Raw genomic sequence first — 25,298 nt, 5'->3', positions numbered from 1 at the left:
TAATAATAGGGCGCATCACCCTATTAAGTCACATCAGCTAAATTAAGCGTCTGCTTTATCTTTCTTTGCTTTAGCAGGTGCTGCTTTTACAACTTGGTCTGCTTTCTTCTTGATTACAGTGGTACCTTCAAAGGTTTCACCTTCAACATATGGCTTGCCATAGTAAGAATCAACAAGAACTTCTTTAAGCTCAGAGATTAGAGGGTAACGAGGGTTTGCACCAGTACATTGGTCATCAAACGCTTCTACAGATAGCTCGTCTAGCTTAGCTAGGAAGTCAGATTCAGCAACACCCGCAGCTTGGATAGATGTTGGGATATCTAGCTCTACTTTAAGCTCTTCAAGCCATGTTAGTAGACGCTCAATCTTCTGAGCAGTACGGTCACCAGCTTGGCTTAGGCCTAGGTGGTCAGCAACCTCAGCGTAACGACGACGTGCTTGTGGACGGTCGTATTGAGAGAATGCAGTCTGCTTAGTTGGGTTGTCGTTTGCGTTGTAACGAACCACGTTAGAGATCATCAATGCGTTAGCAAGACCGTGTGGTAAGTGGAACTCAGCACCGATTTTGTGAGCGATTGAGTGACAAACACCTAAGAAAGACTGTGCAAATGCGATACCAGCGATGGTTGCAGCATTGTGTACTTTCTCACGAGCGATTGGGTCAGCAGAACCATTTTTATAGCTTGATGGTAGGTATTCTTTAAGCATCTTAAGTGCTTGAAGAGCTTGACCATCAGAGTATTCGTTAGCCAGAACAGATACGTAAGCTTCTAGTGCGTGAGTTACTGCGTCATAACCACCAAATGCGGTTAGAGACTTAGGCATGTTCATTACTAGGTTCGCATCTACGATAGCCATGTTAGGCGTTAATTCGTAGTCAGCTAGAGGGTATTTAGCACCAGTTTCGTCGTCTGTAACAACAGCGAATGGAGTAACCTCTGAACCTGTACCTGAAGTTGTAGTGATACATACAAGCTCAGCTTTTTGACCCATTTTAGGGAACTTGTAGATACGTTTACGGATATCCATAAAGCGCATTGCAAGTTCTTCAAAGTGAGTTTCTGGGTGCTCGTACATTACCCACATGATTTTCGCAGCATCCATTGGCGAGCCGCCACCTAGCGCTAGGATAACGTCAGGCTGGAAGCTTTGCATCGCTTCAGCACCTTTCTTAACTACAGATAGCGTTGGATCTGCTTCTACGTCGAAGAATACTTGAACTTCAATGCCTTGAGCTTTAAGAAGTTGAACTACTTCATCAGCATAACCGTTGTTGAATAGGAAACGGTCAGTTACTAGGAATGCGCGTTTCTTACCTTCAAGATCACCAAGAGCGATTGGAAGGCTACCACGACGGAAGTAGATAGACTTAGGTAGTTTGTGCCACAACATATTTTCAGCTCGCTTCGCTACAGTTTTCTTGTTGATAAGGTGCTTAGGACCTACGTTCTCAGAGATAGAGTTACCACCCCAAGAACCACAACCTAGAGTTAGAGAAGGTGCAACGTTGAAGTTGTAAAGGTCACCGATACCACCGTGAGTAGTTGGGATGTTTACAAGAATACGTGCTGTTTTCAGCTTGTCACCGAAGTAACGGATACGATCAGCGTTTACGTCTTGGTCTGTGTATAGGCCAGAAGTGTGGCCGATACCACCGATTTCAACCATAGTTACCGCTTGAGCAACTGCATCTTCGAAGTTGTCAGCGCGGAATAGACCTAGAGTTGGAGACAATTTCTCGTGAGCGAATTCGTCATCGTAAGAAACCTTACCAAGACCTTCACCAACAAGAACTTTAGTATCAGCAGGAACTTTAATGCCCGCCATGTCTGCGATTTTAGCCGCTGGTTGACCAACGATTTTTGCGTTTAGCGCGCCGTCGATTAGAAGTACTTTACGTACTTTTTCTGCTTCTGTTTTAGACAGAACATATGCTTTATGAGAAGCAAAACGCTCTTTAACTTCGTCATATACTTCATCAACTACGATAGCTGCTTGCTCAGAAGCACATACAACACCGTTATCGAATGTTTTAGACATTAGGATAGAAGCTACTGCACGTTTGATATCAGCAGTTTCATCGATAACAACTGGAACGTTACCTGCACCAACACCGATAGCTGGTTTACCTGAAGAGTATGCTGCTTTAACCATGCCTGGACCACCAGTTGCAAGGATAAGTGCGATACCTTCATGCTTCATTAGACCATTTGATAGCTCAACAGATGGTTGGTCAATCCAACCAATGATGTCTTTCGGTGCGCCCGCTGCTACTGCTGCATCTAGAACAAGTTTAGCTGCGTCGTTAGTAGAGTTTTTAGCACGTGGGTGTGGTGAGAAGATGATACCGTTACGAGTTTTAAGCGAGATTAATGACTTAAAGATCGCAGTAGATGTTGGGTTAGTCGTTGGAACGATACCACAGATAATACCTACAGGTTCTGCGATAGTCATAGTACCTAGGCTGTCGTCTTCATCAAGAATGCCACAGGTTTTTTCGTCTTTATATTTGTTGTAGATGAATTCAGAAGCGAAGTGGTTTTTGATTACCTTGTCTTCCACAATACCCATGCCAGATTCTTCTACTGCTTGTTGAGCTAGAGGAATACGAGCTTGGTTAGCTGCTAGAGAAGCAGCACGGAAGATTGCATCTACTTTTTCTTGTGAAAACGTAGAGAATTCAGCTTGAGCTGCTTTAACGCGAGCTACGAGAGCATCCAGTTCAGCCATATTTGTTACAGGCATAATTAACTCCTAGAGATTTAAAATTAAAAACTTTTTAGTAAGTTCTCACCAGTCAGCAATAGGACTTAGTAAATAGCTTTCACTGACGAGTATATTATTTCGATCCGCGAATAAAATTGACGAAGATCACTTTCCTACTAACAAATACCCCTAAATAGTTATTAGTAGATGTAATTTAAAATAGCATCTTGTATGACAATAATACTTATAATCAGGGCATTGTTGCTTTGCTTGCTGAATAATATGCCACAGTGGATATTATTCGAATCTTGCATAAATGACGCTCTAAAGCATATTTAAGGCATTGATTATAACCATCAATTAACATAAATCAAACACATACCGAAACCTTACCCCCTTTTGTTCACATTAATAAAAATATGTTAATTCCCGTTATGAGTAATTATCTACAATACATTTAGCGATCCACTGGTTCATATTTCACATTAGTTTTGCTAATGAATAACGCATAGCAGACTTAAATATTTTCATTGGTGTCATTTGGCCTACTCCATTAAAGTAGGCGGCAATTCAACTCCTCTAACTAATTAACCCGAGGCCCACTCATGTTTGGCGTAGACTTCACTGTTTACCTGCAATTTTTTGTAGGTCTTTTCGCTATCGTGAACCCGGTAGGAATCATGCCGGTTTTTGTTTCACTTACCAGTCACCTATCACCGGAAGAACGTATAAAGACAGCATCAACGGCAAACATCGCGGTTGCAGTAATCTTGATCACTTCTCTATTTGCGGGACAGCTGCTGCTAGATATGTTTAGTATCTCGTTAGATTCGTTTCGAATTGCGGGCGGATTGCTGCTTATGACCATTGCTTTCTCGATGATGAACGGTCAACTGGGTGAGCAAAAGCAAAACAAACAAGAAAAAGCCGAGAGCGTTAGTAAAGAGCAAGTAGGAGTAGTACCTTTAGCCATGCCTCTAATGGCTGGCCCTGGTGCGATAAGCTCAACGATTGTATTTGGCTCTAATCACTCTGGAGCCGTGGATTACTTGGCTATCACCATTACCGTATTGATATTTTCATTTTGTTGTTGGGCGTTGTTTCGCTCTGCCCCTTTAATCGTCAGAGTATTAGGCCAAACAGGCATCAACGTTGTTACTCGTATTATGGGGTTAGTATTGGGTGCACTTGGCATTGAGTTTATCGCCGGTGGTATTGGCGCCCTATTCCCCGGTTTGCTTATTGTGCACTAGTGCAATTGGATACATCGACAACGGTCAGCCTTAGTGCTGGCCGTTTTTGTTTCTAATAAACCGTACTCAACAAACAACCTCAACATGCAACTAGTGCTATCCTTTTGATATAAAAGATTTTGTTATATAGATAAACTATGGCTCATCCTGAAAATACATTCCGACATAAGCTGTATGTCATTATATTCCGAACCGATACGCCAGCGGGCCGGATATTTGACATAACACTCATTATTACCATCCTTGCTTCTTTAATGGTGCTGATACTCGGTTCAATGGTCGGCTTTGCTGATACCTATAGGTTCGAGCTGGGTATGCTTGAGCTGACATTTACCGTTATCTTCACTATTGAGTATCTCCTTAGGCTGTACTGCTCTCCGAAACCGTGGGCTTATGCCAAGAGCTTTTATGGCGTAGTCGACCTCATTGCTATACTTCCTTTCTATTTAGCCTTGATTATTGCTGATGCGCATTTCTTAGGTGTGGTGAGATTATTGCGGGTGATGCGCATTTTCCGCATCCTTAAGTTAGTTAAGTTTATTCAAGACTCAAACGTGATACTTCGCTCACTACTTAACTCACGGCGAAAGGTTTTTATATTTTTCAGTATGGTGGCAATACTAGTTACCATCTTTGGCAGCCTTCTTTATGTAATAGAGGGACCAGAGCACGGATTTACTAGCATCCCCACCAGCATATATTGGGCTATTGTGACCATTACCACCGTTGGCTATGGCGATATATCTCCCGCCACTCCACTAGGTAGAGCTATCGCCTCTTTAACTATGTTATTGGGTTACTCCATTCTCGCGGTGCCCACCGGGATCATTACCGCAGAGATGAATCAAGAACTGAAAGTACAGAAACGAGAATATAAAGAGCACCGCTCACTAGTGATGTGCCCCAATTGCATGAAGAATGATCACGAACCAGATGCCTTTCACTGCAAGCACTGTGGTAGTGAACTGCCAAGCCATGCGGAGCGAGTAGTAAAAGTAACTAACGAATCTGATTACAGCTGACCTCAGATTTAAGATATAAAAAAAGCGCCGTTAGGCGCTTTTTTTGTTTATTTAAAGCTTACTTCTGCTCAAGGATAATACGCAGAGTGCGACGCAATGGCTCCGCAGCGCCCCATAGCAATTGATCGCCTACGGTAAAGGCATTTAGGAAATCGTTACCCATCGACATCTTACGCAGACGGCCAACTGGTACAGACATGGTGCCAGTTACTTTAGCCGGAGTCAGCTCTTGCGCTGTGATATCTCGGTCATTTGGTACAACTTTAACCCAGTCGTTGTGCGTACCAATAATTTCTTCAATTTCATCCATAGGGACATCTTGTTTAAGCTTGATAGTGAGTGCCTGTGCATGACAACGCATCGCGCCGATTCTAACGCAAGTACCATCAATCGGGATCGGATTACCATCAGAGCCTAGAATCTTGTTCGCTTCTGAACCCGCTTTCCACTCCTCTTTGCTCTGGCCGTTATCACGTTTAACATCAATCCAAGGGATAAGAGAGCCCGCTAAAGGCGCGCCAAACTGGTCAGTAGGAAAGCCTTCACTGCGAATAGCGGCAGCGACTTTTTTATCAATATCCAAAATAGAAGAAGCAGGATCAGCTAAATCTGAGGCAACTGAGCTGTGCACCGCGCCCATCTGCACGATAAGCTCACGCATATTCTTAGCTCCCGCTCCAGATGCCGCTTGATAGGTCATTGCGCTCATCCACTCAACCATACCTTTCTCATAAAGGCCGCCTAATGCCATCAACATCAAACTCACGGTACAGTTTCCGCCAACAAAGGTGGTTGTTCCAGAATGAATGCCTTGTTGGATCTGAGCAAGGTTGACCGGGTCTAAGGTGATAATGGCGTCTTTATCCATACGCAGTGTGGACGCGGCATCAATCCAATAGCCCTTCCACCCAGCTTGTCTAAGCTTTGGATATACGCGCTCGGTATAACCGCCACCTTGACAGGTGATGATGGCATCAAGCTGCTTTAGACTTTCAATATCAAACGCATCTTGCAATAAGCCTGCATCCTTGCCCATAAACACAGGGGCCGGGATACCAATTTGTGAGGTGCTATAAAACACCGGCTCAATTACATCAAAATCACGCTCTTCAACCATACGTTGCATGAGCACAGAGCCCACCATTCCACGCCAGCCAACTAAACCTACTCGCATTCTCATTTACTCCGTGTATTTGCTCGCGAATACAAAAGGCAACCACCTACCGTATCTGCATATAAACCTTGATATACCATATTTAAAAAATGTGTCGTAAATGACAAGCAATTTCATACTTTTTGCATAAAAAAAGCACAGCTTCAATTGCTGCGCTTAATAATTCACTCAGTTATGCCACCATTTAACCTTTACGAGTTAACTGATCTCGCAAGTTCGGAGGCGTACCCTTAATAGTGAGGGTGTCTGTTTCTGGATCATAAAAAACTCGCTCGCCCATTAACAATGAGTCAAAGCTAATATTTAAACCGCCACCCGCGCCAACAAATTTAGTTAGCTTGCGCACGGTAGCGCGATCACCTGGGAAGCTCTCTTCCAGCTCATAGCCTTGCTCACCAGTAAACTCAACAAAGCTTGTGCCTTCATGGCTTTTAGGCAACTCCGCAGACAACTCGGCTACTTCAACCTCATCACCGCTTTTGATCTGCTCGTTGCAGTATTCCGCAACTTGCTTGCGATACGAGTCTGCTTCGTCTTTTTCAAACTTAGCATCCGATACGAAGTCTTCGACCGCTTGCATCAATACAAGGTTCTGCTGTTTGGTATCTAGGCCGGTTTCAGCCTGTAGAAAATCTAAGAAAAAGTCAGCAACTTTACGCCCTACACGCCCTTTTACATAAGTCAGGTAACGATTTGAGTCTTTATCTGTTTGATAAGTCGATAAGTCGATTCTAGCGGCGATATCCATCTTACCGATATCTAGATAATCAGTAGCACTAATATCTAGCCCTTCTGTTACCTTCAGACTTTGGTTCGATGGCAGCAATCCTACAAACAGATACTCAGTTGCCAGTGATTGATAATGAGCGAGGATCAGAAAACCCTCCTCGGCAAATGAATACTTGGCAATCTCTGATACAAGACGCTTGGCACTATTTTGTGAGAAAGTGTAAAAATCGAGCTGTTGAGACAATATAGCATCAAGCCAGGATTGAACCTCACTCGCTTCACCAAATGAACCAAAGCCTTTGCCAGCCTTAGCATTGAATACACGATGTAGTTCAGCGACTAAACTTTCTGTGGATGCATCATTCTCAAGAGCACTGTCTCTAAAGTTTACCGACAGTTGTTGCTCTGAATCTTTAACTAATTGATGTAAAATGACATTGGATAATTGTAAACTCATGGGAGATTTCTATCTCTTGTGCTTTCAGTTATAAACAAGAGTAGGGTATCATATGCCGAAGACACTATCATTAGCAGAGTAATTATGCCTATTACATCTAAATACAGCGATCAAAAAATTGAAACCATGTTGGCCGAGATCGCAGCAGTACTAGAAAAACACGAATCTACGCCTGAACTGAGTTTGATGCTAGTAGGGAATATTGCAACCAACATACTTAATCAAAATGTTGCTAAAGGCCAAAGACAAGCCATCGCAAAAACCTTTGCTGACGCGCTAGCCGCATCAGTTGAAGACTAAGTTAAATCACAAGAATCGATATTCATGGTAAATAGCGGTAATTCATACGCAGAGCGCGTTTCTAGATTAGTGAGTTGGGGACACTGGTTCAGTTTCTTCAACGTCATTGTTGCCATGCTAATTGGCACGCGCTACATAGCGGAATCTCCTTGGCCAGATACTATCTTGGGTCAATCCTATCTGTTCGCCTCTTGGGTGGGACACTTTGGATTTCTGATCTTTGCCCTTTATGTATTACTGATATTTCCGCTGACCTTTTTGCTACCCAACTATAAGCTATTTCGCATAGTTGGCGTATTGGCATCGACCGCAGGTTTGACTGTATTACTTCTTGATACTCAAGCCTATGAAGAACTTAATTTGCACCTAAACCCAATTGTTTGGGAGCTGCTATTAAGCGACGATAAAAGCGCTATCAATGCCAAATGGCAATACCTATTTGTTCTTGTTCCTATTATATTTATCGCTGAACTGGCGTTATCTGAGTGGGTATGGCGTAAGCAACGTAAGCTGTCACACAAACGCGTCGGTCGTCCGATCGCCGGTGTATTCTTCGTTGCCTTTATCTTTAGTCACCTAGTTTATATCTGGGCGGATGCCACCTTTTATAACCCGATAACCAGTCAAAGAGCGAACTTTCCACTCTCCTATCCTATGACGGCTAAATCTTTCCTAGAAAGACAAGGTTGGTTAGACAGAGACGAGTACCAACAACGAATTGAAAAAGGTGAAGCCAATACTGAGCGCCTTACCTACCCACTCGAAACGTTACAGGTAAACAAAAAGAAAAGTCACGACTACAACCTACTCATAATCATGGTAGATAACCTTCGTGCCGACACGGTTACAGCTGAAACCATGCCGCATCTATATGATTTTGCCGATCGCAACCAAAACTTCACCCACCACTTTAGTTCTGGTAACGACAACATGGGTGCATTTGGTCTGTTTTATGGTATTCCTGCAACCTATATGGCGAACATGCGTTACCACCAAACTGCCCCACTCTTTATGGAGCAGCTTGAATACCGTAACTATAATCTTGGCTTCTTTAGTGGTAATAACTTCGATTCTTCAGTCTACCAAGATGTGGTTCTTGAACCATTTAAGAGCTCGATCATCGAATCAAATAATGACAGCGACGCGAGTGCTATCTCCAACTGGAGCAACTGGATAGAAACGGGACAAAAAACCTGGTTTAGCATCCTACAACTTGACCAAATGCGTCATTTTGAAGACCACGTATCCGAATCTGCCACCGAAAATGCCAGTGCCCGACTACGCACCGCCTACAACCAAAGCGCAACTGATGTCGATAACTCTATTGCCAGCGTGCTTAAAACACTGCAACAGAGTGGGCAGCTTGAGAACACAGTAGTAGTAATAACCTCTGATCATGGCTGGGAGTTCAATGAAACTCACACCAACAGCTGGGGTTCAAATACCAACTACAGCCACTATCAACTGCAAGTTCCAATGATAGTGCACTGGCCAGAAATGCCGGCACATACGTGGAGTCATGTAACCAGTCACTTTGACCTTTCAGTAACCCTAATGCAAAACCTGCTAGGCGTTACCTCCAACCCTGCTGACTTTAGTAGTGGTCAAAGCCTGTTTAACAATCAGCATCGTCGCTGGACTATGGCTGGGGATGCACGAGAGTTTGCATTAATCTCAAACCAAACCACCACCATAATCGACAAGTACGGCAACTATAAGGTATACGACAAAAACTACCGTCGTGACCGTGACGCCAAGCCAAAGCTATCAGTAATCATGCAAGGTCTCTCTGAAACCAAGCGTTTTTACCACAACCACTAACAGCGAACGGACAAGGGTTACAACCTCAAGCCTTATCAGTTCAGCCATTTAATAAAGGAGCCTAAGGCTCCTTTATTGTTTTTCACATAAAAATTGCCTTTTTTGGCGAGAAAATAATCACTTGAACTTTTAGGGTCTTTACAAGGTTATATCAAGATTATATTATTCATCCCGCAACGGAGAGATGGCTGAGTGGTCGAAAGCACCGGTCTTGAAAACCGGCAACCGTTAATAGCGGTTCTAGGGTTCAAATCCCTATCTCTCCGCCACATTAAATGAGATAAGCCACTGTTTTCAGTGGCTTTTTTCATATCTAAAGCAGGCTAAGTCACCAAAATGGATTGACTTAGACAATGTATCTTTTAAAACACCCCTCTGGCACTTACTACATCCGCATCTGCTTACCGAAGTCTCTACGTGATTTTGGATTCCCTTTTGACGTTAAATCTTCACTGCTTACCAAAGATCGTTCAATAGCAATTGAACGCAACTGCCTGCTGACCTTAAAACTGCGTCAATTCCTGCAATCCCTTACTACCGAGACCTCTCTTGACGTGTTTAAAGACGCCGTTCTCACTATCATTGACGAATGTCGCTTACATTGGGGTGAAAGCGATAGCAAAGAATCAACATCGGACAAAACCAATAAACCAAAACAAAAGCACTATACGCTGCTGTCTCAAGGCTTAACGCAATTCATTGCCTCAAAGCAAGGTGAATGCATCCGAGCTCTTACTGTTAAACAGTTGGAACAACGAATTTCACATTTCATTGCTTTTCATTCCGACACTCCCATTGCGAAAATTAATAGCTCTGATGGGATGCGCTATAGAGATCAATTGCTGAAAGAAGGGCGTAGCACTAAAACTAACAAAGAGTACCTGTCTGCTGTCAGCCAATTTTTCAATTGGTGTGCGCTTATGAAGCTCACGACTTCAAACCCTTTTCAATTGATTAAAATGCCACAGGTTATTGCTCCTGCTCCCTCAGAGCAGCGTATGCGGTGGCCTATTGAGAGTATAGAGAAATTGTTGCACAGCGAGGCTTATAGTAAGAAGGGGGAAGAGTTTCACTGGATCACTCAGTTGCTACTGCATACTGGAATGAGACCCAGTGAGGTGTGCCAGCTTCGAGTCGTCGATATCAATCTCAAAACATCCGTTATCAAGGTGACAAACCAGGGTGAAAAGCAATTTGTTAAGAACTCAAGCAGTCTACGCAGTGTGCCTATTCACTCTTACTTGGTGAGTTCAGGTTTCCTAGACTATGTTCTAAAGCGAGCGAAACAAGGCTATGTCCAACTCTTTAGCTTCATACCCAATAGTGCCAGTGTGGAGTGGTCTAAACGTTATTGTAAGCAACTGAGCTGCGTGCAATCTACGCTTGGCATGAAACCGAGACAACGCCCTACAGCGTATAGTTTTAGACATACTTTTATTGATGAGCTGAAGCAAAGAGGTCATGGTGAGCAGTACATTGCTGAAATAGTGGGTCATACTTCCAGTAGTGTCACCTTTAATCGCTATGGGAAGCGATACAACCTCGATGCTCTAGCTAAGGTGATAGAGACAATTAATTATGGCTGATGCCACTTAACGCTCCATATCGCGCTCTTTTGAGCGCTTATTTGGGGTAGGTAGTGTTTTAGAAAGTAAGTCATCTTTAAGCGATTCAATCTGTTTACGCAGAGGGATCGGCATAATGGAGCTGATGCTTTCAACGACTTTATCCATAAAGTTTCTCTCAGCGTATCTATCGCCCTTTTCTCGAGCAACCGTAACAAAGAATATGTTTTTCACGACTTGCGTAATAACACCGATAATACGCTCGTTAAGCTCAGCTAATTGGTCTGAGAGTGTTGCATTTAACTGTTTGAGCTCTTGGTTATTTTGTTTGAGCAAAACCTGCTCATGCTGAGCGGTGGTCATGGACGCAATAACAGCATCATGCTTAGCTTGTTCAGCTGCAACAGTATGAGCAAGATATGCAGCCTGTGTTTCCAATTGACGAACCATTTCCCTTTTCTTTTTGATGGTTCGGTTATGGTAATTGTTTTTTCTTTGTGCCTTAGGCAGCTTTGCTTGCGAGTCCATTTCTTTGCGACGTTCAGAGCGTTTTTCTGATTCGGTACTGAACGTAGCATCAATGCCCTTTGGATGTAAAAGGTGTTTATTGACGTGCTCATAAAGCATGAGTTGGAAATACTCACCGTATATTTGAGCGTGCTTTCTATTGAGCTTTTGACCACTCTCTAGAGGAAGTGCATCACTTGGATTTTTGGTTTTTATGTACTCATTGATCTTTTGCATTTGGATTTTGTGGAGATTGAATTCTCCTGTTTTAGAGTTCTGTCCATCCATAAAATAATGGATGTGCGCCCCTGTATTTTCGTGAGCCAAACGCTCGTCATCGTGACCAACAATGGCTTTGATTTTAAAATCTGGAAAATGCTCTGATAAGAATTTGTGTATGTAAACGATATAGTTATCCAAAGAAACCTTATCGGTTCCTACCTCCCATTGATGTGGGATTTTAAGGAGTCCTTCTTGTACCCAAATGTTATTTTCAGGCTGTTGGTTTGCGAGTTTCTGATGCGTGGAAGCAAACCCTCGTAATAATGTAATACGTTGTTTCTTACGTGGCATATCCAGTTTTTCAGCTAGATAAATGTACTCATGGAGACTTGTCTTAGTAGGCGCATTATCCAGAACTCGTTGAAAAACTTCAGCAGCTTCGTGATGACCTTGTGCACTAAGCGTCTTCACCGCGCGCTTTATCTTAGATTTATAACTTACACGCTCTTTTTGGATTTTCGTTTTGTTCTTCAACCTCGGTAAAGGGGCAATGGCTTCCAACAACTGTTCCTTGGCCAATTCACTCATGCTGTCTAACGGCTCAATTCGACCGTTAATACAGACTCGATTGAAGTGACTGAGTTCATTATCCCACTCCAATTTTTTAGTCGACTCTTTCACTATTCTCAATGAATGGCACAGTGATTTTACGCACTTGCTTCTATCTACCGATGTGGACTTGTAGTTAAAACGTCGATGAAACAACCTCACATTTTTCATAGTGTGTGCCCCTCATCAAAACGTACGAGCCGAAAGTCAAAAGAACCTTCTCTTGCCCGCAGTTCATGTTGCATCTTTTTCGCAGAAAAAGTGCAATGTGAACGCAGCGGGTTGCCATGGTGTTGTAACGAAGCCTCTCCATCACACACACTATGTTTGGGAGAGTGCGAGCGGACACTCACTTCGCTTATCACGATCTGCTTGTTCTTCTCTTTGCTAAACGAAATGACATTATCGCTACGCTCAGATTTAGGTTGCTCCATAGCTTGTTGCATATGCTGAGAAAACTGAGCGCCGTGATCTTGTGCATCAGGTTTGATCCATCGGGCATAGTGGCGATCTACCATCTCGGTATTGCGATGTCCTAAGCAATTCGCTATCCACTGTTTGTTGATACCCGCTGTAAGTGCTTGGCTTGCAAACGTATGTCTTGCTTGATTCGGACCTCTGTGCGCAATCCCAAGGGCTTTTATAAATGGATTATAAAAAGACTTTTGATACTGCTTACTGTGCAGAAATGGCTCTCGCTTTTTGCTATTGATAAACACATATCGGTGGTGATATCTCTTTTGAACTTTTATATCTTCCTGAGTTACTTCAAGTAGACGAGTTTCAAGTGATCCCGTAATACGATATTGTTTTTTCAATAATGTCAGAGCGGGTTCTGTTAGTTCAATGGTTCGTACTGACCCTGGTGTTTTGGGTATCTTTAATTCTTTCTCGACGTTAGCAAATAAGACTTTCATAACCCCTTTTTCTAAATCGATGCTCTCCCACGTTAATGCAAGTAGCTCACTGATCCTGAGTCCTGTGTGCGTACCCAACAGCAACAGGTGCTTCCCTGATGGACACGAACAACTGGATTGATTCATCAATCGGATTTCGTTCAAAGTAAACGGGGTGGGCTCTTCTGCTGTTGTTTTAAGGTTACTAAAACTTGCCATAGGACTGCGGTCAATCACGCCATCTTTCTCGGCTGCATTAAACACCGCTCTTAAGATGGTGAAAAACTCATTAATGGTCTTGTTACGGTAGACGTTGTGAAGCTCAATAATGAGCTTTTGTACGCCCGAATGATTGATCGTTCGTATTTTCTTCCGCCCAAAATACCGAACTAAGTAGTTTGTTTTGGATTGATACGAAGTGAATGTCGACTTTTGAAATTCGTGCTTTTTCTGTTCTAGAAGTAGGTTTGCGTAATATTTAAATGTAGTAGTCAATTTCCCTCAATAGCAGATTTTCCTGCGTTCTTTGAGAGTAAGGTACTTGAAGGGCATGCGGAGTGCTAGGGCGAAAATTGTTGACTAACATACTGTTTTGCATATAAAAACAGTAACCATCTTATGCATTACAGATAGTTAGAGATCTAATTACCTACATCGTTTAGGAAGAATTAAAATGAAAAATGTGACTATACCCCATTTTGCTTATATTAACGGCAGGGGGTCACGGACACATATCGAGGTAGGAACTATTGTTTGAGAACAATCCAAAACTGTGGTCGATTTCAGTTGACCACTACAGCAACTGGTATTTAAAAACTTAACCCGCATGAAATACTCTGGTGATGGGGCGGCAATCGTTGCCCTGAAAATTTCGTCATCAACGCTGGCACATAATAGTTATTTTCAATCTGGTTCCTAAGTTTATTCATTCTTTGCAGATCTCTCGGAGTCACAACTCCATAACTCCATAATAATCACAGGGCAAGAGCATGAGTGCTCACTAAACAATCTAAGAGGTTTAAATTTAACCTGTTTTTTAGTGTCGTTTGTCCTTAGCTTAATTAGCAATCAATGAGAGTTCGATATTCAAACAACACTTGCACGATAAATACTCGCGAGCTCACCCTAACAATAATTAAGCTTGGTTGAGAGTGCACTTCTATTTTTATGACGTTTGTAACCCAGAGTATTCCTGATTGTATACTTCTTATCTAAATCTAAATCTAAATATTTTCGCAATTGATTCATATATTACAGTAAGTGAACTAACACCTAAGGAGCAGCTGATTTTGGGAGGAAATAAACGAGATGCAAGTCAACAAATAGTTATTTGTCCCGCCTAAGTGATTATTTAGCAACAAGTTTACCATTAATAAATGATAACTAATATGTTTCAGAGTGTAAGAATTATCGAGCCAATGTAAGCTATTGGTTCAGTGAATGGACGGGCGATGTTATATTTTTTGAGCGGATAGGTAATACAAACTAAATGGATATAAAATGAATAATAAAAACGTTATAGCACTGGCAATTGCAGGTACAGTGCTCGTCGGTTGTAATAGCGACTCCGACTCCAACTCCAACTCTACCTCTAACCCAGGTGATAATCCCGAAAATTCTACATTTACCGTTATTGATGGCTATATTAATAATGCGTTCATTTGTGCTCGTGAAACCGTAGAAGAAGCTTGTGCATATACAACAACCACTGATGTCAAAGGTCAATTTAGTCTACCTCCAGAGTACGCTGATATGTTGATTACAGCTGACATTGTAGGTGGACTATCCTCAGATTCTGATACATTAGGGGTGAGTGCACACAGTTATACAATGATAGCAGTAAATACAGAACAACTAATAACTCCTTTTACTTCGATCGCAAAAATGAGTGATTTAAGCGTAGAAGATATTGCATCTGAAATTGGAGTTACAGTAGAAGAATTAACCTCAGACTATGTTGCTTCAGATGATACTAAAGTGCACTTATACGCTCGTACATTAGCATCTCAACTAAATTATAAATCTGTTGAGGATGCAAGCAAAACGTTAATGTCGGTGGTGAAAGAAACAAAGTCGTTAATTGAGCAATTAGAGCAAGATCATGGAAGTGATTTTGATTTCTCTACCATAACTGTAGATATTGAAATTGATTATAACGGCAACGTAAATGCAAGTAGCTTACCTAGAGTTTCTAATTTATCGGACTTTTTAGAAATATCTAAAGACAGCCAATCTCTTCCTATTTATTCAGCTAGTTTAAACCCATCTTACTTCGATCAAGAGGGTATATTTCTAGCTACGTTTAAAGATGGCGCTACTACCTCTGGCAATGAGACTTGGAAATATGAGATTGATGGGCTTCAACTTATATTTGAAGATGGTGAAGTAGATGAATTTATCTATGTTTCAAACCATCTCGCACTAGGTGTAGTGACGGGAGATAAAGACTTAAATATATATGCGCAACAAGATTTAATTACGAACGGGAAATTTACAGAGAACGAGTTGGTAGGTAAAACACTGTACTTTGTTGCTGATGATTCAACTGGTGTAAACCCAGATCCAATGTTCGCAGAGCTTAAGTTCGAGGAAACCAGTGTAACAATAACAGAAGGCGTAGAATCGTTCTCTGTAGGCTATGAAATCAGCAGTGATACTGGTGCTCTTCATATTCGACTGTCTGAAGAAAGTGTTGGAGATAATGATATGGTAATGTATAGATCTTTATCTAACCAACATATGTTGATAGGTTTTGATCAGAGCACACAAACATTCGTACTTAACTTCTACGATAAAGCCTTTGCAGAAAAGATCTATCAAGACTGGTCGAACTTAGCCTCATCAGATAACAACTAGGGCGAGTTGAGCTGTGTTGTTTATTTATAACTCAGCACAGAATTGATAGTTAAATCATGAAAAATGCCAGCATTACGATACTGGCATTTTTCTTTTCATATAATCTGTATCTACTTGTGACCATATTTGGCAAAAAATAAGATATTACATTATTCATTCCCACGGCACGCTTAACTTATAATGTAAAGCATTGTTGACTAAATCAGGTAAAATGTTAAGCAACCCTATCCAACTTAACTACTCTCAAAAAATAGTCTCTTGTCGAACGCAATAGCTATTAATTTTCAGAAGAAAGACGTATAAACCTTTTCCTAATTTGTAGTTAGCTTAACTTATGAATAATTGCATTTTCTTAAAAATTAGGTCATAGTCAATTTTCAACTAAATTGACTAGTTTGCTTGAGTGGAATTGAAAGTTAAGTTATTTTAAAACAGTAGGTTAACCTCATTGTGCTGGATAGGTTCTAGGGTTCAAATCCCTATCTCTCCGCCACATTTAAAGCCCTGATTTATCAGGGCTTTTTGCATTTCTGAATACCTAGATTGGCCCTGGTGAGTCAATCAGGTGAGTCAATGTATCTATTTAAAAACCGCTTTAGCGTGTACTTCGTGCGAGTCTGCACACCCAAAGCCCTTGTTCAGCAAGGCTTCCCGTTTGATTTCAAATTCAGTCTAAAAACCAAGTCTCGTTCTGTGGCGATCAGACGTAGCCAGCCCCTCATCATGCAAATCCTAAAATCCCTAGATAATGTGGATATATCTAGGGATTGTGTGAGGGAAACTAAAGCTGAAATTGCTCATGCGATTGGGGTGCTTAGAAACGCGTTCAATGATTCTGGAATTGATATCAATTCTGTACTTTTGACCACGCGTTCGGAGCCCTCTTCAGCCACTAAACTAAGACAGGACTATGCCCAAGGTTTTCAATGGCAAAAACAATTCATTGAAACAAAGCGCGAGTCTAAGATCACTCACCTCACGGTCCACCAGTTAGACACGAGAACCACGCGTTTCCTCAACTATCTAAAAAACAAAAAAACGCCCATAGGTAAACTAAGTGCTTCGGTATTGCTCGATTATGGTAACTACCTTCAAAGTTGGGATAAAAGCGCAAAGACTAAGAAGGATTTCTGGTCATCTGCCAAACAGTTCGTTAAATGGCTAACCCAGAAAGAGCTTATACCTCGCAATCCCTTTGATGGTCTAACCATGGCATTTCGCTCTGAAAAATTCGCTTCAGAGCAGCGTGAGAAATGGTCCAAAAAGCAGATACACAATTTACTTTCTAGTCATGAATTTAGAAAAGCGACTCCCTCACTTAGATGGTCTACCTTACTGCTGATTTATATGGGCTTGAGGCCGTCAGAAGCATGCCAACTCATGGTCACAGACATTAAGTCCGATTCAGGTTTATTCACGCTCGCTATCACCGACAGAGGCACTTCGCAGAAACTGAAAAACCAACACTCGTTGAGAACCCTCCCCATTCATAGAATGATCTGCACCAGATAGACTGGACACTTTGTTAAGCGACATATTGTTTTTCAAAGGAATCATTATCCCCGAATTCAACTCTGAACTGCGGCACTCGTTAACTTCAAGCTGCCATAAACGTTCGCTTTATCACCTTAGTGAAACAAACCCTCATTTTGAAACATAGAACAATTGTTTTGAGTCAAACAAGCACGATCACAACACCCATCCAACTCAAATATCACCCATTCATTAATTCTAACTATAGTTTTTTATTCAATAGCTTAGGAATACTTAGGCAAGCAACAAAAGTGACATGCAACCGAAATGTAACCTTCATTACTTTGACACCTTACGCCAACCAAATTGCAATAAAACTCGCTCAAGATAGCAGCCAACGAAATAAACGAAACCTCATTAGAAACCTCTCACTGAGAGTTATAAAAGGAAAGGAACATGAACAAGCTAATGCTAGCAGGAATGCTATCCGCGACTATGTCGAGTACCGCAATGGCAGCGACAGAGATTACGTTTTGGCACGCTATGAGCGGTCAGCTAGGTGATACCGTCAACCAGATCGCCACTGATTTCAATGCCTCTCAAGGTGACTACAAAATCACCCCTATCTACAAAGGCAGCTACACAGAGACACTAACTTCTGGTGTTGCCGCCTTCCGTGCCGGTGAAGCACCAAACATTCTTCAGGTATTTGATGCAGGTGCAGCGACTATCATGAATGCGCCGGGCGTTGCTAAGCCAGTTCAAGACATCTTGGTTGATTCAGGCTATTCGTTTAACTCTGACAACTACCTAACTGGCGTACGTAACTTCTACGCTGACAACACAGGCAAGATGATCGGCATGCCGTTCAACAGCTCTACGCCTGTCCTTTACTACAACCAAGACATCCTTAAAAAGGTTGGTGCTAAACCGCCAAAGACGTACGAAGAGCTTGAGATTGTTGCTGCTAAGCTAAAAGAAGCGGGCTACGCGACATTTTCTCAATCACTAACGCCTTGGATCATGTTTGAAAACTTTAAGTCACGTCATAACCTACCTCTTGCTGATAAACAGAACGGCTACGATGGCCTACCAAGCAAGATCATGTTTAATACGGAAGACATGCAAATGCACGTCTCTAAGCTTAAAGATTGGTCAGATAAAGGTTACTACAAGTATTACGGCAGCGACTGGGATGCAAACCAAACCCCATTTGAGCGCCAGGACGTAGCCATGTGGATGGGTTCATCAGGCTCATTTGGCGGTCTTCGTAACCGTGTAGAGTTTGACCTAGGCACCACTTACCTACCTTACTGGGAATCAGTAGCAGAGCAAGGTAGCCACACCTTTATCGGTGGCGCTGCGCTGTTTGCTATGAATGGCCATGATAAGAAGCAAGATGACGCCGTTGCGGCCTTCTTCTCTTACCTAACACAGCCTGAAACCCAGATGTACTGGCACAAAACAACTGGCTATGTACCAGTGACCAACGCAGCCTACGACATGACCAAGGAGTCTGGCTACTACAACGAAGTACCTGATGCAGAAGTTGGCGTTCTCCAGCTTAGCCTACCTGATGGCGAATGGACCAAGGGTTACCGCCTAGGTTTCTACCCTCAAATTCGTGAGGTGATGCACCGTGAATTTGACAACATCTTCGCTGGACGCTCAACGGTTGAACAAAGCCTAGAGAAGGTTGATGTAGAGAGCTCTCGCCTGCTTAACCGTTTCGCTCGCACCGTTAAGTAACCAGCTCTATACCGACACCCCCACTTTTTGTGGGGGTGATTTTATCTCTGCTCTTCATGTTTGGAAATATTCGTGACCCGTCGACAACAATTTAGCCACAGCCCGCTAGCCTATCTGCTTTTAGCGCCTCAAATTGCCATCATCGCAGTCTTTTTTGTCTACCCTGCCGCTCAAGCGGTATATCTGTCCTTTATGCTTGAAGACCCATGGGGTATGTCTTCGACCTTTGTCGGGCTTGAAAACTACCAGATCCTTTGGGAATCGAGCGACTACCGTGATTCGGTCATATTCACTGTGATCTTCGCTTTTGTAGTCTCTATTTTATCTCTTAGCATCGCTCTACTATTAGCAGTAAAGGCCGACAGCGTACTGCACGGTCAGGGGCCTTATAAGATCACCCTCACTTGGGTTTACGCTGTTGCACCAGCTGTTGCCGGTATTATGGGGGCCTTCTTATTTAACCCACACTTTGGCACCCTCACCGAGCTATTCGCTAAGATTGGTTGGAAGTTTAGCCTGCAGACCGACCCGTTTGATGCAACCTTTGCCTTGATATTGGTCTCTGTCTGGAAGCAGGTTTCGGTCAATTTTATCTACTTCCTCGCTGGGTTGCAGTCTATCTCGTACGCTGTGCGAGAGGCCGCGATGCTCGATTGTGTCTCTGACCGTAAGCGCTTTTGGACCATCACCTTTCCACTGCTTGCCCCAACCGGATTCTTTTTGCTGGTCATCAACCTGACCTATGCCTTCTTCGATACCTTTGGCGTCATCGACACCATGACCGCTGGTGGCCCAGGCGGCAATACCACCTCACTGGTCTACAAGGTATATCGCGATGGTTTTGTGGGTGCCGACCTTGGTGGCAGCTCAGCGCAGTCTGTTGTTTTACTGCTGCTGGTATTGACGCTGACCTATCTTCAGTTCCGCTTTATTGAAAAGCGCGTCCACTACTAATTCTGGTTATCTCAATGAAAACGAACAAAATTACTGATCACATCATCCTCATCTTGGGTGCGTTATTCATGCTTGCGCCAATCTGGCTGATCTTTGCAAGCTCGACCCATCATCCTAATACTATTATGGCGGAAGGCCTGCAGCTTACACTGGGTGACAATCTCGTCGGTATCTATCAAGAAGCATGGAACACCAGCCTTGGGTTTTCAGATGCGGCTACGGCGCAGCGCATGGTCACCAACTCACTCATCATGGGGCTTGGGTTCGCGATTGGTAAAATCTTGATCGCCATAGTGGCAGCGTATGCCTTGGTCTACTTTCGCCTTCCATATGCGACGGCGTGGTTTTGGCTCATCTTCGTCACTTTGTTGCTTCCCCTTGAGGTTCGGATCATCCCTTCCTACGAGATCGTAGCAAAAATGGGCATGCTCAACAGCTATTCGGGACTCGTCTTCCCTTTGATAGCGTCCGCCACTGCGACCTTTTTCTTCCGCCAGTTCTTTAAGACCATCCCAGATGAACTGATGGAAGCGGCACAACTTGATAACGCAGGACCCATTCGTTTCTTGGTGGATATCGTCCTGCCTCTATCAAAAACCATGATGGCTGCGATCTTTATCATCATGTTTGTCGATGGTTGGAACCAGTATCTATGGCCAATCATGATGACCACAGATGAGAGCTACAACACCATAGTGATGGGCATCAAGCAGATCCTTAACAACATCAGCGAGGCGAGCCTGCCACGCTACGACTACGCCTTTGCCATGGTAATTCTAGCTATGCTGCCACCTATCTTGGTGGTGATCATCTTCCAACGTTGGTTTGTGAAAGGACTGGTAGAAAGTGAAAAATAAACAATCTAAAAATCAATCATCAAACGTAATGAATCTACATAATCAAGCCATGGAGCCAAACATGCTGACACTAAACAAACTTGTCAAAACCTATGAAAATGGCCACCAAGCAGTCAAAGGGGTCGACCTCAATATCCATAAAGGTGAGTTTTTGGTATTGGTTGGGCCATCAGGATGTGGGAAATCGTCCATCCTCCGCTCTATCGCTGGGTTAGAAAGCATCAACAGTGGCGAGATCCACCTAGGCGGCCGCCGCGTAGATACCGAAAAGCCAGCGCTACGTGATATCGCTATGGTCTTTCAAAATTACGCCCTCTACCCTCATATGACGGTATACGATAACCTTGCCTATGGCCTAAAAAACCGTGGCGTAGATAAAGAGACCATCAAGAGTAAGATTGAAGAGGTTTCTAAGACGTTGAAGATTGATGAATATCTTGAACGTAAGCCAGCCAAGCTCTCTGGTGGTCAGCGCCAACGTGTGGCGATGGGCCGCGCTATTGTTCGCTCTCCTCAGTTGTTCCTATTCGATGAGCCTCTATCAAACCTTGATGCAGCGCTACGCGCCCATATGCGCCTTGAGATCAAAAAGCTTCAGCGCGAGCTTGGTGTAACCAGTGTGTACGTCACTCACGATCAGGTTGAAGCCATGACCTTGGCTGACCGAATCGTCGTACTCAATGGTGGTAAAATTGAACAAATCGGCACTCCGTCTGAGGTCTACCACCAGCCAGAAAGTCGATTTGTGGCCAGCTTTATCGGCAGCCCGGCGATGAACTTCATCCCGGCGACCCTAGATCGCGGCACTCTAACCCTTGGAGGGTTGTCGGTGTATCTTAGCGACTATGCGCATATCTGCGCTCAAAACATCACCGTAGGTATCCGCCCCGAGAATGCCCAACTAGAGCAAGAATCAGAGGCGCAACTTATACTAAACATGGATATCGGTGTGATAGAACCACTAGGGCCTAACCAGTTGGTACATGGTCACGTTTTTGGCGAGCAGTTTATTGCTGTAACCCCAGAGCTTGAGATAAATACCTCTCGAACCACACCGTTTTACGTCAACGCCGATCAGCTTCATCTATTTGATGCGCAAGGTAAACGTATCAATGCCCAGCAAGGGGCCACGCAAGTTCTTGACCAAGCTATCGCATCATAAGGAATTGTTGTGCCCTTATCCGCTAGCCAGAAAACGATCTTGTCTTTTTTAGGTGAAACCCATGGGGTGCTATCTAGCACCCTACTCTCTGAGCGTTTTGATGTTTCGGTACAAACCATTCACTAGGATATGAACTACCTGAGTGACAAACGACTTGTTCACCAAGTACATGGTGGTGTGCGTCTGCCCACTGAGAACAACCACATTTCGGCATGTACGTTTTTGTGCGACATAAATTTCGTCGTCGCCGAAATGCAGGCCGACTTAAAATCTTCTCGCCACATAAATGTGACTCAATGAAGAAGTATTGGACACCCATAACTTTGTTAGTACGTTTTTTACTACTGTTTTTAGCCATATCAATAGAAACCAAAGGATAATATTAAGGTCAGGTATTGAATTGTGCACAGTTAATGGGAGCAAAATACAAGACCCTATTTGTGTTACTTAAGATATGGGTGTCCAGTATTTCAGTATTTCATTAAATTCAGTCTAAAAACAAAGTCGCAAAATAGTGAGCGTGTTACACGCCGTCTCCAATATGACAAAAGCCTCACTAGGAGGCTTTAGAGTTCAAACTTAAGACAGTAACGGGATGGTTAGATATTCGGCTCAAATGCCATATGATGGAAACTAAACGCATACATATCAGCATACAAATCCAGCACCTTACTCATAGGCATGCCAGCACCATGACCTGCATTGGTATCCACTCGAATTAGCACAGGGGTCTCGCCGTCATGCTTTGCTTGAAGCTCGGCAATAAACTTAAAGGAGTGTGCTGGTACAACACGGTCATCATGGTCTGCGGTAGTCACTAGTGTTGCTGGGTAGTGTGTCCCTTCAGTTACATTGTGAACAGGAGAGTATTGTTTTAAGTAGCTGAACATTTCTTCATTTTGTTCAGATGTGCCGTAATCGTATGCCCAACCTTCACCAGAGGTAAAAGTGTGGTAACGCAACATATCCAATACGCCAACCGCAGGGATCGCCACTTTAAACAGCTCTGGGCGTTGTGTCATGCACGCGCCAACCAACAATCCACCGTTTGAGCCACCATGAATCGCAAGCTTTTCTGGTGACGTGTACCCTTCATCAATCAGAAACTCTGCCGCTGAAATAAAGTCATCGAACACATTTTGCTTTTGCAGTTTGGTTCCGGCAATGTGCCACGTTTTACCGTATTCACCACCACCACGTAGGTTCGCAACAGCATAAACACCCCCCATTTCAATCCACGTAGCAACAAGTGGGCTGAATCTTGGTTCTAGGCTAACGTTAAAACCACCGTAGCCATACAGCATAGTTGGGTTATTTCCATTCAGCTCCAAGCCCTTACGGTAGCAGATCGTTACAGGAACGCGCGTGCCATCTTTAGAAGTATAAAAGACCTGCTTAGATTCCAATAGATCGCTGTTGATCTGACATTGAGATTGGTGATGCAATTCAGTTACACCCGTCTCTGGGTCGAAACGATACCCTGAAGACGCCACAATACGGTTTGTGAAGCTGTAATAAAGTTCTTTTGAACCGAAACGCCCGCCAAAACCAGATACACAACCTAACCCCGGAAGCTCGATATCACGCACTTTTTCACCGTTATAGCGGTACTGAACCACTTTGGTGTTCACATCCACTAGGTAAGAGGCAAACAAATAGCCTGCGCCTGTTTCAATGTTTAACTGCTGTTCCTGCTCTGAAATCAGATCGACCCAATTATCATCCGACGGCTGCTGTGCATTCACTTTTACTACACGACCTAATGGCGCATCTAAGTTGGTGTAAATCAGCAAATCACCGTCGCTATGCTCAACAACGTAGCTGTCGGCTTGGCTTTTATCCGTCACAAGCGTTAACGGCGCGTCTTGTTGGCGTAAATCACGCACATAAAGAGCGTTACCCGATGTAGACTGAGCACCAGATACGACAAGGAAAGCATTATCTTCCGTTGTATAACCCGATACATATCGGTATTTTTCTGAATCTGAACCACCAAACACCAACACATCTTCGCTTTGCGGTGTGTTCAATCGGTGGAAGTACAACTTGTGTTGTTCGGTACGAGCCGATAGCTCGCTGCCTTCAGGCTTGTCGTAACTGGCATAATAGAAGCCTTCGTCGCCAAACCATGAAATCCCGGTAAATTTGGCGTTTTGAATTGGGGATTCAAGCTCTTCACCGGTTTCAGCATCAATCACATAGATGGTGCGCCAGTCGCTGCCTCCTTCCGATACAGAATAAGCAATAACCGTATCTGATTTAGAGAAAGACACACTGTCTAGCGAGGTCGTGCCTTCTTCGCTGAACGTATTCGGGTCAAGGAAAATTTGCGCTTCGCCTAGTTCTTTTTGGTCGTTTTCTTTCTGACGATAAAGAACCGCTTGGTTCTGAATACCATCATTTTTGTAGAAATACGTGTAATCGCCATGCTTAAAAGGCAGGGAGACTTTTTCGAAATTATTGGCGGTTTCGAGTTTCTTTCGAATAGCATCACGAAAAGCTATTTGATTGAGATGTGCAAAGGTTACGTCGTTCTGGCGAGTTACCCAGTCCGCGGTTTCTTCGCTGCGATCGTCTTCCAACCAGCGATACGGATCGGACACTTTCGTTGAAAAGTAGGTATCTACAACATCCGATTGTTTTGTTTCTGGGTATTTATGCACTTTCTACTCCTTGCTTAAATTTTGCATCTGCTCACAATTGGCTTCGGCTTGAAGCCAATTGTGAGCAGGTATCATCGCACAAATTGATTGTGTCGCAAAATTATGATGAATTACAAGTGCACTGGTTTTCAGATACAATTAGGCTGCTAGTGCATAAAATTGCTTCCAAGAAGATAAGCCTTCAGAATTATCGAGCTGTCCATTTTCCCTTTCACCCTAAGGTGGCTTTGTTCGACGATATTATTCAAATACTTGGTTGAAAGGATTTCAATTAGATTCAGCATGCGCAAATACAGGACACCCATAGATTAGTTAACACGCTT

At 43.2% G+C, this 25,298-nt stretch carries 17 protein-coding genes, 1 tRNA gene and 1 pseudogene; 13 read left to right on the top strand and 6 right to left on the bottom strand.

Annotation, left to right across the window (positions count from 1 at the left end; genetic code table 11):
• Positions 1 to 42: 42 nt before the first annotated feature.
• Positions 43 to 2,745: a bifunctional acetaldehyde-CoA/alcohol dehydrogenase gene (adhE, locus tag OCU28_RS03655; RefSeq protein WP_261816987.1), complete on the bottom strand. Its 2,703-nt coding sequence runs from the start codon at positions 2,743 to 2,745 to the stop codon at positions 43 to 45.
• Between the two features lie 566 nt (positions 2,746 to 3,311).
• Here adhE and OCU28_RS03650 point away from each other — a divergent pair.
• Together OCU28_RS03650 and OCU28_RS03645 are read left to right on the top strand one after the other, a co-directional pair.
• Positions 3,312 to 3,959, top strand: coding sequence for a YchE family NAAT transporter (locus tag OCU28_RS03650; RefSeq protein ID WP_261816986.1), 648 nt, complete (start codon positions 3,312 to 3,314; stop codon positions 3,957 to 3,959).
• A gap of 137 nt (positions 3,960 to 4,096) precedes the next feature.
• Positions 4,097 to 4,981 (top strand): ion transporter, encoded by an 885-nt coding sequence (locus OCU28_RS03645; protein WP_261816985.1) that lies wholly within the window; start codon positions 4,097 to 4,099, stop codon positions 4,979 to 4,981.
• Between the two features lie 58 nt (positions 4,982 to 5,039).
• Here the strand turns inward: OCU28_RS03645 and asd are convergent, their stop codons facing one another.
• Together asd and yejK are read right to left on the bottom strand one after the other, a co-directional pair.
• A complete protein-coding gene (asd, locus tag OCU28_RS03640; protein WP_261817423.1) occupies positions 5,040 to 6,155 on the bottom strand; it encodes an aspartate-semialdehyde dehydrogenase in 1,116 nt (371 codons plus the stop codon).
• 184 nt (positions 6,156 to 6,339) lie between these two features.
• Positions 6,340 to 7,341, bottom strand: coding sequence for a nucleoid-associated protein YejK (gene yejK, locus OCU28_RS03635; protein WP_261816984.1), 1,002 nt, complete (start codon positions 7,339 to 7,341; stop codon positions 6,340 to 6,342).
• Positions 7,342 to 7,425: 84 nt separating this feature from the next.
• Here yejK and OCU28_RS03630 point away from each other — a divergent pair, with 84 nt between their 5' ends.
• The 4 genes from OCU28_RS03630 (at position 7,426) to OCU28_RS03615 (ending at position 11,048) form a co-directional block, all read left to right on the top strand.
• Positions 7,426 to 7,641 (top strand): YejL family protein, encoded by a 216-nt coding sequence (locus tag OCU28_RS03630; RefSeq protein ID WP_261816983.1) that lies wholly within the window; start codon positions 7,426 to 7,428, stop codon positions 7,639 to 7,641.
• Between the two features lie 24 nt (positions 7,642 to 7,665).
• Entirely contained in the window at positions 7,666 to 9,462 is a 1,797-nt protein-coding gene (locus OCU28_RS03625) for a DUF3413 domain-containing protein (protein ID WP_261816982.1), read from the top strand.
• Between the two features lie 178 nt (positions 9,463 to 9,640).
• Positions 9,641 to 9,731, top strand: a tRNA-Ser gene (locus OCU28_RS03620).
• An 84-nt stretch (positions 9,732 to 9,815) separates the two neighbouring features.
• Complete coding sequence (locus OCU28_RS03615; RefSeq protein ID WP_261816981.1) at positions 9,816 to 11,048, top strand: tyrosine-type recombinase/integrase; 1,233 nt, start codon at positions 9,816 to 9,818, stop codon at positions 11,046 to 11,048.
• A 6-nt stretch (positions 11,049 to 11,054) separates the two neighbouring features.
• Here the strand turns inward: OCU28_RS03615 and OCU28_RS03610 are convergent, their stop codons facing one another.
• Together OCU28_RS03610 and OCU28_RS03605 are read right to left on the bottom strand one after the other, a co-directional pair.
• Complete coding sequence (locus OCU28_RS03610) at positions 11,055 to 12,437, bottom strand: hypothetical protein (protein ID WP_261816980.1); 1,383 nt, start codon at positions 12,435 to 12,437, stop codon at positions 11,055 to 11,057.
• Between the two features lie 95 nt (positions 12,438 to 12,532).
• Positions 12,533 to 13,756: a tyrosine-type recombinase/integrase gene (locus tag OCU28_RS03605; RefSeq protein WP_261816979.1), complete on the bottom strand. Its 1,224-nt coding sequence runs from the start codon at positions 13,754 to 13,756 to the stop codon at positions 12,533 to 12,535.
• Positions 13,757 to 14,761: 1,005 nt separating this feature from the next.
• On the opposite strand from OCU28_RS03605, the gene OCU28_RS03600 reads away from it, so the two are divergent.
• The 7 genes and pseudogenes from OCU28_RS03600 to OCU28_RS03570 all read left to right on the top strand — a co-directional run.
• Complete coding sequence (locus OCU28_RS03600) at positions 14,762 to 16,117, top strand: hypothetical protein (protein ID WP_261816978.1); 1,356 nt, start codon at positions 14,762 to 14,764, stop codon at positions 16,115 to 16,117.
• 573 nt (positions 16,118 to 16,690) lie between these two features.
• The gene (locus OCU28_RS03595; RefSeq protein ID WP_261816977.1) at positions 16,691 to 17,629 is read left to right on the top strand and encodes a phage integrase SAM-like domain-containing protein; all 939 of its coding nucleotides are present in this window, start codon (positions 16,691 to 16,693) and stop codon (positions 17,627 to 17,629) included.
• 417 nt (positions 17,630 to 18,046) lie between these two features.
• Complete coding sequence (locus tag OCU28_RS03590; RefSeq protein ID WP_261816976.1) at positions 18,047 to 19,339, top strand: extracellular solute-binding protein; 1,293 nt, start codon at positions 18,047 to 18,049, stop codon at positions 19,337 to 19,339.
• A 72-nt stretch (positions 19,340 to 19,411) separates the two neighbouring features.
• Positions 19,412 to 20,293 (top strand): ABC transporter permease subunit, encoded by an 882-nt coding sequence (locus OCU28_RS03585; protein ID WP_261816975.1) that lies wholly within the window; start codon positions 19,412 to 19,414, stop codon positions 20,291 to 20,293.
• Positions 20,294 to 20,307: 14 nt separating this feature from the next.
• Positions 20,308 to 21,150 (top strand): sn-glycerol-3-phosphate ABC transporter permease UgpE, encoded by an 843-nt coding sequence (ugpE, locus tag OCU28_RS03580; RefSeq protein ID WP_261816974.1) that lies wholly within the window; start codon positions 20,308 to 20,310, stop codon positions 21,148 to 21,150.
• Between the two features lie 61 nt (positions 21,151 to 21,211).
• A complete protein-coding gene (gene ugpC, locus OCU28_RS03575; RefSeq protein WP_261817422.1) occupies positions 21,212 to 22,312 on the top strand; it encodes a sn-glycerol-3-phosphate ABC transporter ATP-binding protein UgpC in 1,101 nt (366 codons plus the stop codon).
• 9 nt (positions 22,313 to 22,321) lie between these two features.
• A pseudogene (locus OCU28_RS03570) lies at positions 22,322 to 22,522 on the top strand (DeoR family transcriptional regulator); the annotation flags it as partial.
• Between the two features lie 389 nt (positions 22,523 to 22,911).
• On the opposite strand, the gene OCU28_RS03565 reads toward OCU28_RS03570, so the two are convergent.
• Positions 22,912 to 24,975: a prolyl oligopeptidase family serine peptidase gene (locus OCU28_RS03565; RefSeq protein ID WP_261816973.1), complete on the bottom strand. Its 2,064-nt coding sequence runs from the start codon at positions 24,973 to 24,975 to the stop codon at positions 22,912 to 22,914.
• Between the last annotated feature and the right edge of the window lie 323 nt (positions 24,976 to 25,298).

Origin of the sequence: Vibrio gallicus, assembly GCF_024346875.1 — a bacterium.
In the GTDB taxonomy this organism is placed as follows: Bacteria; Pseudomonadota; Gammaproteobacteria; order Enterobacterales; family Vibrionaceae; genus Vibrio; species Vibrio gallicus.
Note: the sequence above shows the minus strand (reverse complement) of the source record. Positions and strands in the feature narration are given on the sequence as shown.